General features: G+C 60.8%; 10 protein-coding genes and 1 pseudogene. 6 read left to right on the forward strand and 5 right to left on the reverse strand.

The window, feature by feature from the left end; all coding sequences use genetic code 11:
- The first annotated feature begins 46 nt into the window (after positions 1-46).
- Both AC2LD7_RS09730 and AC2LD7_RS09735 read left to right on the forward strand, forming a co-directional pair.
- Entirely contained in the window at positions 47-913 is an 867-nt protein-coding gene (locus tag AC2LD7_RS09730) for a DUF6625 family protein (protein ID WP_484597584.1), read from the forward strand.
- A 30-nt stretch (positions 914-943) separates the two neighbouring features.
- Entirely contained in the window at positions 944-2,065 is a 1,122-nt protein-coding gene (locus tag AC2LD7_RS09735; protein ID WP_484597551.1) for a glycosyltransferase, read from the forward strand.
- Here AC2LD7_RS09735 and AC2LD7_RS09740 read toward each other — a convergent pair.
- Entirely contained in the window at positions 2,017-2,646 is a 630-nt protein-coding gene (locus AC2LD7_RS09740; RefSeq protein ID WP_484597585.1) for a toluene tolerance protein, read from the reverse strand. The genes AC2LD7_RS09735 and AC2LD7_RS09740 overlap by 49 nt on opposite strands.
- Before the next feature lie 592 nt (positions 2,647-3,238).
- Here AC2LD7_RS09740 and AC2LD7_RS09745 point away from each other — a divergent pair.
- The 3 genes and pseudogenes from AC2LD7_RS09745 to hldE all read left to right on the forward strand — a co-directional run.
- A pseudogene (locus AC2LD7_RS09745) lies at positions 3,239-3,664 on the forward strand (O-antigen ligase family protein); the annotation flags it as partial.
- 261 nt (positions 3,665-3,925) lie between these two features.
- Entirely contained in the window at positions 3,926-5,755 is a 1,830-nt protein-coding gene (gene msbA, locus AC2LD7_RS09750; RefSeq protein ID WP_484597586.1) for a lipid A export permease/ATP-binding protein MsbA, read from the forward strand.
- A 153-nt stretch (positions 5,756-5,908) separates the two neighbouring features.
- On the forward strand, positions 5,909-7,330 hold the full coding sequence (gene hldE, locus AC2LD7_RS09755; protein ID WP_484597552.1) for a bifunctional D-glycero-beta-D-manno-heptose-7-phosphate kinase/D-glycero-beta-D-manno-heptose 1-phosphate adenylyltransferase HldE: 1,422 nt from the start codon (positions 5,909-5,911) through the stop codon (positions 7,328-7,330).
- Between the two features lie 175 nt (positions 7,331-7,505).
- Here hldE and AC2LD7_RS09760 read toward each other — a convergent pair whose 3' ends face one another.
- The 4 genes from AC2LD7_RS09760 to AC2LD7_RS09775 all read right to left on the reverse strand — a co-directional run bounded on the left by AC2LD7_RS09760 (position 7,506) and on the right by AC2LD7_RS09775 (position 10,818).
- A complete protein-coding gene (locus AC2LD7_RS09760) occupies positions 7,506-8,393 on the reverse strand; it encodes a metal ABC transporter ATPase (protein ID WP_484597553.1) in 888 nt (295 codons plus the stop codon).
- 40 nt (positions 8,394-8,433) lie between these two features.
- Positions 8,434-9,246: an aldo/keto reductase gene (locus AC2LD7_RS09765; protein WP_484597554.1), complete on the reverse strand. Its 813-nt coding sequence runs from the start codon at positions 9,244-9,246 to the stop codon at positions 8,434-8,436.
- On the reverse strand, positions 9,243-10,418 hold the full coding sequence (locus tag AC2LD7_RS09770; RefSeq protein WP_484597555.1) for an NAD(P)/FAD-dependent oxidoreductase: 1,176 nt from the start codon (positions 10,416-10,418) through the stop codon (positions 9,243-9,245). Before AC2LD7_RS09770 ends, AC2LD7_RS09765 begins: the two co-directional genes overlap by 4 nt.
- 67 nt (positions 10,419-10,485) lie before the next feature.
- Positions 10,486-10,818: a DMT family transporter gene (locus AC2LD7_RS09775; protein WP_484597556.1), complete on the reverse strand. Its 333-nt coding sequence runs from the start codon at positions 10,816-10,818 to the stop codon at positions 10,486-10,488.
- Between the two features lie 145 nt (positions 10,819-10,963).
- Here AC2LD7_RS09775 and waaA point away from each other — a divergent pair, with 145 nt between their 5' ends.
- Positions 10,964-12,229, forward strand: coding sequence for a lipid IV(A) 3-deoxy-D-manno-octulosonic acid transferase (gene waaA / locus AC2LD7_RS09780; protein WP_484597557.1), 1,266 nt, complete (start codon positions 10,964-10,966; stop codon positions 12,227-12,229).
- Positions 12,230-12,385: the final 156 nt, after the last annotated feature.

Genomic DNA, 12,385 nt, shown 5'->3' on the forward strand with positions numbered 1-12,385 from the left:
ACGTATTCGCTTGCTGATTCCCTATTTCGGCCGATGGCCGTTCTGGATGCCGTTTTTCCTGCAGACCTGCAAGCGGAACGCCGATATAGACTGGCTCTTTTTCAGCGATTGCGGAACGCCAGACGACCTTCCGGATAACGTACGGATCGTACCGATTTCGTTTGCTGACTACTGTCAATTGGTCAGCGAGCGTCTGGGCATATGCTTCAAGCCGACCAATCCTTACAAGCTCTGCGATATCAAGCCTGCGCTAGGGCATATCCACGCCGAGTATCTGGATGGCTTCGACTTCTGGGGGTTCAGCGATATCGATCTCGTCTACGGTGACCTGCGCGGCTATTTTTCCGAGGAGCGGCTCGCACGGTACGATCTGCTGTCTACCCACGCACGTCGCGTTTCGGGGCATTTGTGTTTGCTGCGCAACAACGAGCGTATGCGCCAAGCGTTCATGTGCGTTCCCGGCTGGCAGGCCTGTTTCGAAAATCCCGAGCACCGCGCGTTCGACGAAGCGGCGTTCAGTCGATTGTTCATTCGACGAAAAAACTGGCCCGAGGCGCTTCGGCGGGTGGCCGATCGCTTCAATCCGTGGCGTCGATGCAGTGAATTTAACGAGGCGTTCAGTACGCCGCATGCGCGGGTTCCATGGCTCAGCGGTGGCTTCGATTTCCCCGACTGCTGGATCTGGAGCGATGGGCGGCTGACCAATAACCGGGATGGCGCGCGAGATTTTCCCTATTTCCATTTCATAACCTGGAAGAACGCCCAGTGGTCTGGCCGTTCCCCCGAACTGCTGATGCGACCTGGGGATCTCGCCGCTCAGCCATCGTGGTGCGTTACCGAGCAAGGGTTTCGGACGTCTGACGGCGTGTTTGCTGCTACCGAGCGGAGAGCTGACACTGATGACTCGCTTTAATCCCGGAGCGATCATGCTGGAGTATTCGGCTTGAGCATCGTCAGTATCGTGTGGTCTTCCGGCAAGGCGCATGCCTCGATCCATCAAGTGCATGAGCAGATCCTTTCCCTCGTGGCTAATAAGTGTGAGGTCCACACCTGGATGCTGATGGGTCGGGAGGCTGCGAGAGATCCGGGGTGCGGGCAAACGCTGCATTGGCGGTTGAGCGCGAAGGCGCTCAAAGGCCGGGGTGTCTGGAAACTCTCGCAGTGGTGGCTACAGCGGCGCCTCGCCAGCGAGATCGAGCGGGTCAATCCGAAAGCGTTGTTGCTCGATGGCATTGGCGTGGCACGGCTGATCATTCCGGTGATGGCGAGACTGAACCCTGAACTCCAGGTCGTCGTAGTGTTCCACGGGCAGAGCCGCATACGCCGTAGCGATCCGAGGTTGTTTGGCGCGATTGCTGCGCATCGCCTGAAGCTGGTCGCGGTGTCCGAGGCGCTCGCCGAGTCCCTGGGCGCGAAGCTGGGGAGAACGGTATCCGCTACGCGAACAGCGATGAATCCGCATTCATTCAAGCAGGCCCTGATTTCCCGCGCCGAAGCCAGGATGAGGTTGGGCGTTGATAGCGCGTGCATTGTCCTGGGCGCGGTCGGGCGGCTGGTCGAGGAAAAGGGCTTTCTGCCGATGCTCGATGTGCTGAGTGAGTTGTCGCGCACGCGGGCGGACATCCATCTGGTGCTCGTGGGTGACGGGGAGCAGCGGCCGGAACTGGAGTCACGTATCCGGTGCCTGGGCCTGGAGCGAATGGTGACGCTGGCGGGGCATCGCCAGGACGCTGCGCAGTTGTACCAGGCGTTCGACGTGATGTTGATCCCGTCCCGCGGCGAGGGGTTGGGTTTGGTTTTGCAGGAAGCGGTAATGGCGCATGTGCCGGTTGTGGCCAGTGACCTGCCAGTCTTCGTCGAGCAGTTGGGGCTCAGAGGCATTTACGTCTCGCCGAACGATGTGTCCGGCTGGGTCGCGGCCATCGAGCACGTACTCGATTCGGATCGGCAATCGCTCGCCGGTGAGCAGGATCGTCAGCTCGCACCGGAGGACGCCTGGCAGCAGTTCTGCAACAGTTACGCGGAACTGCTGACCGATGACTCGGACCCGGTCAGGGCATCGTAGAATTGCAAAAACGGAAAGGCGTTCTGAAACCTTTCGCGTTCAAGATATCGGCTGAAGTGCGCCAGGTTGCGTCGGATCATGTGGTTAGGTAGAGGTCGGCCCAGGAAACGCATGTCGGCGATATCGATCAGCCCCAGCGAACCGTGCGGGGTGAGGACGATATTGCCCAGGTGCAGCGAGCGGAAGTAGATGCCCTTGCGGTGCAACTCGCGTACGAAGCGGATCAGTTCAGGCAAGATCGGCGTCCAGCTGAATTCAGGCTGCTTGGCGAGCTGAGTTAGCGAATTGCCTGGCAGCGGGGCGTAGAGCACCGCGCTGGCCGACTTGTCGGGAAGCTCGTATAGCGCCTGGACGTTCAGCGTGGCGATACCAAGGGCCTGGAGGCGTTCGGCGTTGTTGACGAAACGGCGCGAGTAAGGACGTAGAAGTGCTGAGGAAAGCCAGCGCTTGCGACGAAATATTTTTAGAAACTGACCGTTCTCAAGCTGCAGAACTTTAGGGCCCAGGCCATCCGCTTCGAGAACGGCCGCATTATGGGTGAGCTGTTGCAAGTCTCGCTGGCATAATTGGCTTACGTGCATCGTGGAGAGGGCCTTAAGCAGTGTACGAACGTCGAGCAGGGCGTGCATTCTAACATCGCTAATACTGGCGCATTTTGCTGTTTTCCGAAGGGGTAATATGGATAGCCGTCGCATAGGGCTGGCCTGGCTGACGCTGGGTCTGCTCTGGTTTTTGCTTGGTATAACGTGGATTTCGACGGCTAAGCTTTACCAACAAGGCTTGATTGTTCTGTTCTGGATTCCAGCTATCTGGTCATCCTGGTCCCATCGCACACTGTTACTCGACCTCTGGCGGCAGGAAAAGCCGCTTGTGGCGGCATTGCTTGCACTGGTCGCGTGGGCTGCAATCAGCGTGTTCTGGAGCGCTGCCGAGGAGCCTGCGCGCGAAGCCAAACGACTGATTTATGTGCTGTTTTTCCTACTGGGTTTGGTTTGCCTGGGGCAGACACCATCGCGTGTCGTCTCTGTGCTGCGGTGGGCTGGTCTCGGTCTGGCACTTGCTGCGCTGGCCGCGCTGATACAACGCTATGGGCTTGAGGCGAAGCCTTGGGCATGGCGGGCGCAGGGGTTTGGCCTGCTCGATCATCCGATTATTGGCGGCTATGTATTCGGCATGGCGCTGATCTGGTGGTTCTGTTTGCCACCCAGGCGGACTGCGCTGCGGCTGGTCTGGGCGGCCGGTTTGTTGGCACTTTTTACGTTCATCGTGATGACACAGAGCCGCGGTGTATGGGTTGCTCTGCTGGCCAGTGTGCTGTTGATGCCTGTTTGGCGGGCTGGACGGGCCGGTTTGATTGCGGCCGTTTTGCTACTTTTGGTGGCTGCTGTCGGTTACTGGTTATTTGGCAACTATGTGGTCGCTAGAGGCACCTCTTATCGCCCCGAAATCTTCGCTGCGAGCCTAGGAATGATCGCGGATCGGCCCTGGCTGGGCTTAGGGTTAGGTAGCGAGTATCAAGTCGAAGCTCTGAAACGCATGTTCGACCATACTCATAACCTGTTTACCCATGTGGCGTTGGAGCTAGGGCTGCCTGGCTTCATCCTCTGGTTGGCAATCTGGGGCCGCAGTTTCGTCATTGCAGTGCGCGAGCGGGCCACGACACTTGGTAGCGCATTGCTGGGTATGCTTTTGTTCAGCACTATGGCGCTATTGTTCGATGGCGCGAGTCTTTGGGATTCACCTCGACCCGAGTGGTTCTTGACTTGGCTGCCAGTGGGGCTAGCGCTGGGGCTGAGGGCGGGGTCGGATAATTCGCTGTGTTACCATTCCCGCCCTTCGACATATGAGTTGCATTCTTCTATGAGTGGCTCACCCCTGAAGGCCGACACGGCTTCAAGTCTAAGCATCTACCTGAGGTTGCTGCGTTACGTGCTCCCCTATTGGGGGCTGTTCGCAATCAGCCTTCTCGGCTTCCTCATTTTCGCCTCCACCCAGCCGATGCTGGGCTACATCCTCAAGTTCTTCGTCGATGGATTGAATAACCCGGATGCCAGCTTTTTCGCCCAGGTGCCTCACCTGAAAGAGCTGGAATGGCTGGCCGAGCTGAAGCTGCTGCAGGCCGTGCCGTTGTTGATCGTGCTCATTGCGTTGATGCAGGGTGTCGGCTCGTTTCTCGGTAACTATTTTCTGGCCAAGGTCTCGCTGGGCCTGGTTCACGATCTGCGCGTCGCGCTGTTCAATAACCTGCTGACGTTGCCCAATCGCTACTTCGACAGCCACAACTCTGGGCATCTGATCTCGCGCATCACCTACAACGTGACGATGGTCACTGGCGCGGCGACCGATGCGATCAAGGTCGTGGTGCGCGAGGGCATGACCGTCATTTTCCTGTTCGGCACGCTGCTTTGGATGAACTGGAAGCTGACATTGGTGATGGTGGCTATCCTGCCGGTGATAGGCGTGATGGTATCCAGTGCCAGCAAGAAATTTCGCAAGCAGAGCAAGAAAATCCAGGTGGCGATGGGCGATGTGACCCATGTGGCCTCCGAGACCATCCAGGGTTACCGCGTTGTACGCAGCTTCGGTGGTGAGGCCTACGAGCAGACTCGTTTTCTGGCTTCCAGCACTGATAACACGGCCAAGCAGCTGCGTATGGTCAAGACCAATGCGGTCTATACGCCCAGCCTGCAACTAGTGATTTATACCGCGATGGCGCTGCTGATGTTTCTTGTGCTGCTGCTGCGCGGCGATGCGTCTGCCGGCGATCTGGTGGCCTATATCACTCTGGCGGGTCTGCTGCCAAAGCCGATCCGCCAGCTTTCGGAAGTCAGCTCGACGATCCAGAAGGGCGTAGCGGGTGCGGAGAGCATCTTCGAGCAACTGGACGAAGTGCCTGAAGTGGATACCGGCACAGTGGCGCGTGACAAAGTCAGCGGTCAGCTGGAGGTGCGTGATCTTGGCTTCGTCTATCCAGGCACTGGCAAACAGGTGTTGCACGATATCAGCTTCACGGTCGAGCCAGGGCAGATGGTGGCGCTGGTTGGCCGTTCGGGCAGCGGCAAGTCGACGCTGGCGAACCTGATTCCTAGGTTTTACCAGCATGATCAAGGGAAGATCTTGCTGGATGGCGTGGAGATCGCGGATTACAGACTACGCAACCTGCGTCGGCACATCGCCCTGGTCACACAGCAGGTCACGCTGTTCAACGACACGGTTGCCAATAACATCGCCTATGGCGATCTGGCCGGCGCACCGCTGGAAGATATCCAGCGTGCGGCCCGCGACGCCTACGCCGATGAATTCATTGAGCAGATGCCTGAGGGTTACCAGACCCAAGTCGGAGAAAATGGCGTGCTGCTTTCCGGCGGTCAACGTCAGCGTCTGGCCATCGCCCGTGCGCTGTTGAAGAACGCGCCGGTACTGATTCTGGACGAGGCGACCTCGGCGCTGGACACCGAATCCGAGCGTCACATCCAGGGCGCGCTGGATCATGCGATGACGGGGCGCACCACGCTGGTGATCGCGCACCGCCTGAGTACTATCGAAAAGGCTGATCTCATTTTGGTGATGGAGCAGGGGCGTATCGTCGAGCGTGGTACGCACGCCGAATTGCTCGTGGCCAATGGTGCCTATGCCAGGTTGCACGCAACACAGTTCAAGGATGAGGGCGAGACGGGACCTGCAGAATGATGCACGCAAGGCCTGTCAGTTTCGGCCGGTTTCACATCGCCGCAGGTCCGTAACGTTCTGCAATCGCCATGCTCTCCCTGTGTTTACGGCAAGAATTCGCCACTCCCATGCTGCTATGCTTTGCAGCGTTTTTTCTTCCGCCCCGGAGCCCTCATGAAGCTGTCCATGCCCCGTTTCGACCAAGCCCCCGTTCTGGTAGTGGGCGATGTCATGCTCGATCGCTACTGGCATGGCGGCACGTCACGGATTTCGCCGGAGGCACCGGTGCCGGTGGTCAAGGTCGAGCAGATCGAGGACCGTCCCGGTGGTGCGGCCAACGTCGCGCTGAACATCGCGGCGCTGGGCGCTCCGGCTGCGCTGGTGGGGGTGACCGGTGAAGATGAAGCGTGCCAAAGCCTGGCCGACAGTCTGGCCGCAGCCGGTGTGCAGGCGCATTTCCAGCGCATCGAGCATCAGCCGACCATCGTCAAGCTGCGGGTGATGAGCCGCCACCAGCAACTGCTGCGCATGGACTTCGAGGAAGCCTTCGAAACCGATGCTGGAGCATTGCTCGAGGATGTCGAAGGGTTGCTGGCTGGCGTCAAAGTGCTGGTGCTGTCCGATTACGGCAAGGGCGCGCTGAAGAATCATCAGTCGCTGATCGAGGCTGCTCGCCGCCGTGGCATTCCGGTGCTGGCCGATCCCAAGGGCAAGGATTTTGAAATCTATCGTGGCGCCTCGCTGATTACGCCGAATCTCGGCGAGTTCGAGGCCATCGTCGGTCGATGCGCTGATGAAGCCGAACTGGTGGCCAAGGGCGCTGAGCTCATGCAACAGCTGGAGCTTGATGCTTTGCTCGTCACCCGCGGCGAGCACGGCATGACGCTGCTGCGTCCGGAGCACTCTCCGCTGCATTTACCGGCGCGCGCCCGTGAGGTGTTCGATGTCACCGGCGCTGGCGATACCGTCATTTCGACCCTGGCGGCCGCCATTGCGGCGGGGGAAGAGCTGCCACAGGCCGTGGCGTTGGCCAATCTGGCCGCTGGCATCGTGGTTGGCAAGCTGGGCACCGCCTGCATCAGTGCGCCTGAGCTGCGCCGTGCCGTGCAGCGCGAGGAGGGTTCAGAGCGCGGGGTGATGACGCTCGAGCAACTGCTCACCGCGATTGAGGACGCCCGCGCCGAAGGCGAGAAGATCGTGTTTACCAACGGCTGCTTCGACATTCTGCACGCCGGTCATGTGACCTATCTGGAGCAGGCCCGCGCGCAGGGCGATCGACTGGTCGTCGCGGTCAACGATGACGGCTCGGTGAGTCGCCTGAAGGGGCCGGGCCGGCCGATCAATTCGGTCGACCGGCGCATGGCTGTGCTGGCAGGCCTCGGTGCTGTCGACTGGGTTGTCTGCTTCGCCGAAGACACACCGGAAAAGCTGCTCGCTGAGGTCAGGCCGGACGTGTTGGTAAAGGGCGGCGACTACGGCGTCGATCAGGTGGTCGGGGCGGATCTGGTCAAGGCTTATGGCGGTGTGGTGAAGGTGCTGGGGCTGGTCGAGAACAGTTCCACCACGGCGATCGTCGAGAGGATTCGCAAGGCCTAGATGGGTGTAAACGGCCGATCGTAGCCATGCGCAAAGCGCTACGGTCGTGCTCCGGATCGGACGCTAGAGCAAGCTCGTACCGTTCTCGGCGGTAGGATGCCCCACGAAGAGCCCCGCGCCGAAGTGTGGCCTTTGTTCGCAGGCATGGTCTGCTCCTTCAATGTTGGCGAGTCGCTCAGCGCGTCACGGCCGCAGGCCTCGCCGCCCACCATTCCCTCCAGCGGATGCGCTCGTCGCGAACCACCCAGCCCTCCTGCTGCGCGAAACTCTCCGCTAGCCACAGCCCACGCGTGCCTAGGGTGCTGAGCTGGCCATTGCGCAGCTGCAGGAGCTGATCCTGTGGCTGGCCCTCATGCAACGGGATCAGATAGAGGTCGGGCCGGCTACGGTCCAGTTGGGCGACCAGCTCTTCGCCCTCGAGCCGCTCGTCGACATGAAACAGGCTGAGTTCGCGGGTTTCCTTCGGCAGATCGAGGCGCATGTCGTAGATCAGTTGCAGGGAAGCGGTTGGCAGATGGACGTAGGCCCGCGGGCGTTCCATCAAGGTCATCTGGCCGCATTGCACGGGCTTGGCCGATCCGGACAAAGAGGTCAGGTTGAAGTGCACCGCCTCGCGATAGCGCAGGTTGTCCTGGTAGGGCGCGGGTAGCCAGATATCGCCGAAACGCCCAGCGAGCCAGCCTTCCGGTGTTTCCAGAAGGCACTCTTCGGCGACTTCCTGGATCGCGGTGAGCAGTGGCAGGCTGAGTTCGTGCGCCGGCACATAACCGGAAATGAGCTTGAGGACGACATCGCCGCGGTCCAGGCGTTGTTGTCGCACCAGCACCCAGTATTCCTGCCCCTGCCAGCAGAGGGTCAGGCGTACCGAGACGCCGAGATTTGCCAGTTCAATGCTAAAGCGGGCCGGGTCGTCGACTTCGGCTGGCCGGCGGCGTTCGAGCATTTCGCTGAAGTTCAGCGGCCGGCCGAGGCTTTGGTAACGCAGCCCTTCCGGGCTGGCATCGACCAGTACCGGCAGGGTCTTGAATGCGGTGGGATTCTTGCGGATCAGCACGCGCGGCATTCGGCTCCTCCTTGCGTCGGGGTCGGCCGTAGGGCCGTCGTTATTGTTGTTGGGATAAAACGGCTGCAGCGATATGCACGTTATCTGACAAGTGTTGCGGGTTGATGGTGCCAACGATGGCAGCGCCCACGCCCGGATGCGCGAAGAGCAGCTCGAAGCTGAGCTTCACCGGGTCCTCGCCTGGTTTCAGGCAGATATGACCGCTGGCCAGCGCTTTTTTCACCAGGATGCCCTTGCCGTGGGTATGAGCGTAGTCCAGCGCTAGTTTTTCGCTCTGCTCGTTGAGGTTGTAGGTCACCATCGCACAATCGCCCTGTTCGAGCGCGAGCAGGCTTCCCTCCACCGTCTTGCCGGAAAGACCATAGCCGAGAATCTTGCCCTCGCGCTTGAGGTCAGCGAGGGTCTGGTAAACACCGCTGTGTTGGAGAATGTCGAGGTCGCGTCCGTCCGAGTGCACGAGAACCAGGTCGATTCGGTCGGTTTGCAGGCGCTTGAGGCTGCGCTCGACTGAAAGGCGAGTATGTGCAGGCGAAAAATCGAAGTGTGACTGGCCGTCGATGAATTCTTCGCCGACCTTGCTGACGATCACCCAATGGTCGCGCTGGCCGTGCAAAAGAGGCCCCAGTCTCTGCTCGCTGACACCGTAAGCCGGTGCGGTGTCGATCAGATTGATGCCCAGATCTTGCGCCAGTCCAAGCAGCTGACGTGCTTGTGCGTCATCGGGGATGCTGAAGCCGTTGGGGTATTTCACACCTTGATCGCGGCCCAATTTGACGGTGCCAAGGCCCAGCGGTGAAACCGTCAGGCCTGTGCTGCCCAATGGGCGGTGCAGGTCATGCAGTGTTGCCGTCATGACATTAATCCTTCCCAGAACGGACCGGTAACGGCGGGGCGTGGCAGCTCTGGAAACGTTGGATGCTGCTGTGGCCGGATGCCGTCCCGAGTCAGTGCTTTTTCGACGCGATCCGCGAAGTCAGGCGACAACGCAAGCTTGGTTGGCCAGCCGACCAGCAGCCGACCTTGCTCGGCGAGAAAGGCATTGTCTGGCCGGGCCTGTGCGGACTGAGCCGGCTCGGCTCGATCTATGCGCAGCGTCGCCCATTGCGCCTTGGACAGGTCGATCCAGGGCACGAGTTCAGCAAGCTCCTTCTTCGCCGCGGCGATTTGCGTCGCTTCGTCGCGCGCAACACCACTGGCCTCGGCCAGGTCGCCACCCAGATACCAGATCCACTCGCCATCGATTGCTGGATGGCTGGTAACGGTAATCCGCGGCTTCGAGCCGCCGCCCAGGCAATGCGCATACAGTGGCTTCAGCGTAGCGGCCTTGACGATCACCATATGCAGCGGGCGCTTCTGCATCGCCGGTTGTGCGAGACCTAGTGCGCTCAGCAGCTCCGCGTTGCCAGCGCCAGCGGTGAGGACGATGCGCTGCGCGCGAATTGCGCGGCCATCGACGATCAGCCCCGTCAGTTCATCGTTCTCACGCAGCGGTTCGACCTTGTCGGCGGCCAGAAAGCGGGCATCAGCCAGCTCCGCCAGACGATGAATCAGGCTGGGCACATCCAGCACCAGCTCACTGAGCCGATAGACCTTGCCCTTGAAGTGCGGGTCTTGCAAAGCCGGTGGCAGCTCGCTGCCCTTGACTTGGCCAACCCGCGAGCGCACTGCCTTGCTGGCGAAAAAGCTGGTGAGGTTGCCGGTCAGGGTGCCGGGCGACCACAAGTAGTGCGCATCGGATAGCAGCCGCACGCCGCTCAGGTCCAGCTCGCCGCTACCGGCCAGCGCCTCGCGCCAGCGCCGCGGCATGTCGGCGATAGCCTCGGAGGCGCCAGTCAGCGCGCCGCTCAAAGCGTACTTGGTACCGCCGTGAATGATCCCCTGCGATTTCACACTCTGTCCGCCGCCGAGCACGCCCTTGTCGATCAGCAGCGTCGAATAGCCTTGCCGGCGCAGGCGGGCATTCAACCAGAGACCGGCGACGCCGCCGCCTACGATCAGGACGTCGGTGCTGAGGGATTCGGACATGGGCGGGCCTCGTTGTGAAGTCGGGCGGGCAGTATAACCGCTTGCTCGTTGGCACCAGTCGATACAGCTAGTGCCCCGTGCTGCCGGAAAACAGCTGGATCACCACCACACCGGCGACAATCAGGGCCATGCCAAGCATTGCCGGAAGATCAAGCTTCTGCTGATAGATCACCGCAGCCGCGATGCTCACGAGAACGATGCCGAGACCGGCCCAAATGGCGTAGGCGATCCCCACCGGAATGGTCTTGACCACCAAAGCGAGCATCCAGAACGAAAGGCTATAGCCGGCGATCACCAGAAACAGCGGCAGCGGGCGGCTGAAGCCGGCCAATGCCTTCATGGACGTGGTCGCGATCACCTCGGCAGTAATGGCGATGGCGAGATAAATATAGCCAGTCATAAAGTCTCCGGTTGGGCGCGGCCCGAATGATGGGGTCTGCGGTTCATTCGGCTGCAGCAGGGTGTGCAAGTTCTCTGCACGGTAACGGATTTGCCAAGAGCTTCGCTGTGGTCGTTGCGCAGATGCCTTTGCTAAGCTCCGCGCCATGAATCGCACCCTCTATACCCTGCTGTTCCATCTCGCCTTGCCGTTGGTCGTGGTTCGCCTACTTTGGCGTGCCCGGAAAGCCCCGGCCTATTCGAAACGTATCGGTGAACGCTTTGCCATCGGGCTGCCCGAGTTTCAGCCGCATGGCATCTGGATTCACGCGGTCTCGGTCGGGGAGAGCATCGCCGCTGCACCGATGATTCGCGAGCTGAAGATGCGCTATCCGCAGCTGCCGATTACCGTCACTTGCATGACGCCGACCGGGTCGGAACGGATCAGGGCGCTGTTTGGCGACTCGGTGCAGCACTGCTATCTACCTTACGACCTGCCGTGGGCGGCTTCGCGCTTTCTGCAACGGCTGCAGCCAACGCTGGCCGTGGTGATGGAAACCGAGCTATGGCCCAATCATATTCATCAATGCGCCCGCCGCAATATTCCCGTGGCGCTGGCCAATGCGAGATTGTCCGAGCGCTCTGCGCGGGGCTACGCGCGTTTCGCTCGGCTGACCGCGCCGATGCTTGCCGAGCTCAGTTTGATCGCTGCGCAGACCGAGGCCGAAGCCGCGCGTTTTCGCCATCTCGGTGCCCGTGAGGTTTGCGTGCAGGTCACCGGCTCGATCAAGTTCGACCTCAGCATCGACCCGGCGCTACCGGAGTTGGCGGAGGCGCTTCGCCAGCAGTGGCGCGCCTCGACCCGGCCGATATGGATCGGCGCCAGCACCCACACCGGCGAAGATGAAATCCTTCTGGCTGCCCATCGACAGCTGCTAGTCGAGCGCCCCGATGCCTTGCTGATCTTGGTGCCGCGTCATCCGGAGCGTTTTCGCTCGGTGTACGAGCTCTGCTGCAAACAGGGTTTCAGCACGGTTCGCCGATCGAACGAGGAACCGCCGCAGCCCCATACCCAAGTACTGCTCGGCGACACCATGGGCGAGCTGCTGTTTCTTTTCGCGCTGGCAGATGTTGCCTTTGTCGGCGGCAGCTTGGTGCCGACTGGTGGGCACAACCTGTTGGAGCCAGCCGCACTCGGCAAACCGGTGCTGACCGGCCCACACCTGTTCAATTTCCTCGACATTGCCGCGCAATTGCGAGATGCCGGGGCGCTTGGCGAAATTGCCAGCGCCCCTGAGCTGGCAGTTGAGGTCGCGGCGCTCTGGAGCAACCCTGAGCGAGTCGAACGGGTACGAGCCGCGGGATACGCTGTGCTGAAAAACAATCAGGGCGCGCTGGAGCGGCTGCTGGCGGGGTTGGGGCGGCTGATCTAACGCTGAGGCGTGATCCGGACAGGCAACTCCGGCTTTTCTGTAGGTTGAATTAGCCGAAGGCGTAATCCGACATTACGCGAGCGCGTCCGCCATGCGTCTCTGTCGCTCCGATGCTAGATCACCATGCGCAGTCAGGCGCCTCGTCATTCGCGGTAA

The organism is Stutzerimonas sp. (genome assembly GCF_982611455.1).

Coding starts and splice junctions, on each gene's coding strand:
- AC2LD7_RS09775 (WP_484597556.1), bottom strand. CDS start 10,818: ATGACTGGCTATATTTATCTCGCCATCGCCATTACTGCCGAGGTGATC.
- AC2LD7_RS09760 (WP_484597553.1), bottom strand. CDS start 8,393: ATGCCGCGCGTGCTGATCCGCAAGAATCCCACCGCATTCAAGACCCTG.
- msbA (WP_484597586.1), top strand. CDS start 3,926: ATGAGTGGCTCACCCCTGAAGGCCGACACGGCTTCAAGTCTAAGCATC.
- AC2LD7_RS09765 (WP_484597554.1), bottom strand. CDS start 9,246: ATGACGGCAACACTGCATGACCTGCACCGCCCATTGGGCAGCACAGGC.
- AC2LD7_RS09740 (WP_484597585.1), bottom strand. CDS start 2,646: ATGCACGTAAGCCAATTATGCCAGCGAGACTTGCAACAGCTCACCCAT.
- waaA (WP_484597557.1), top strand. CDS start 10,964: ATGAATCGCACCCTCTATACCCTGCTGTTCCATCTCGCCTTGCCGTTG.
- AC2LD7_RS09770 (WP_484597555.1), bottom strand. CDS start 10,418: ATGTCCGAATCCCTCAGCACCGACGTCCTGATCGTAGGCGGCGGCGTC.
- AC2LD7_RS09730 (WP_484597584.1), top strand. CDS start 47: ATGCCGTTTTTCCTGCAGACCTGCAAGCGGAACGCCGATATAGACTGG.
- hldE (WP_484597552.1), top strand. CDS start 5,909: ATGAAGCTGTCCATGCCCCGTTTCGACCAAGCCCCCGTTCTGGTAGTG.